The sequence below is a fragment of the Paraburkholderia xenovorans genome (genome assembly GCF_046030735.1).
Taxonomy (GTDB): Bacteria; Pseudomonadota; Gammaproteobacteria; order Burkholderiales; family Burkholderiaceae; genus Paraburkholderia; species Paraburkholderia xenovorans_A.
Genome location: NZ_JAQQBV010000140.1, coordinates 1 through 202, shown reverse-complemented (window position 1 = coordinate 202; position 202 = coordinate 1). Strand labels below are relative to the sequence as shown.

Here is a 202-nt window from a genome sequence, read left to right as displayed (position 1 = left end):
TAACGACCATCGCTATGACGGCGTTCCCTGTGTGGATAACAAAGATACCTGGTACATTCGACCCAGGCCATGGTGATTGAATATGCTCTGCACCTGTTACCAAAAGTTCAGCGCCTTTAATCTCCGTGGTCCACTTAAGGACGCCATCATCATTGTCGTACGGGGCCGCAAACATTGGAACTTGTTCTGGCGTTTGTAAAAG

1 protein-coding gene is annotated in these 202 nt (G+C 48.5%); it reads right to left on the bottom strand.

Translation table 11 applies throughout. The annotated features are described in order from the left end of the window. The coding region (locus PQQ51_RS34455) for a hypothetical protein (RefSeq protein WP_408501641.1) at positions 1 to 202 on the bottom strand (202 nt) is incomplete at both ends.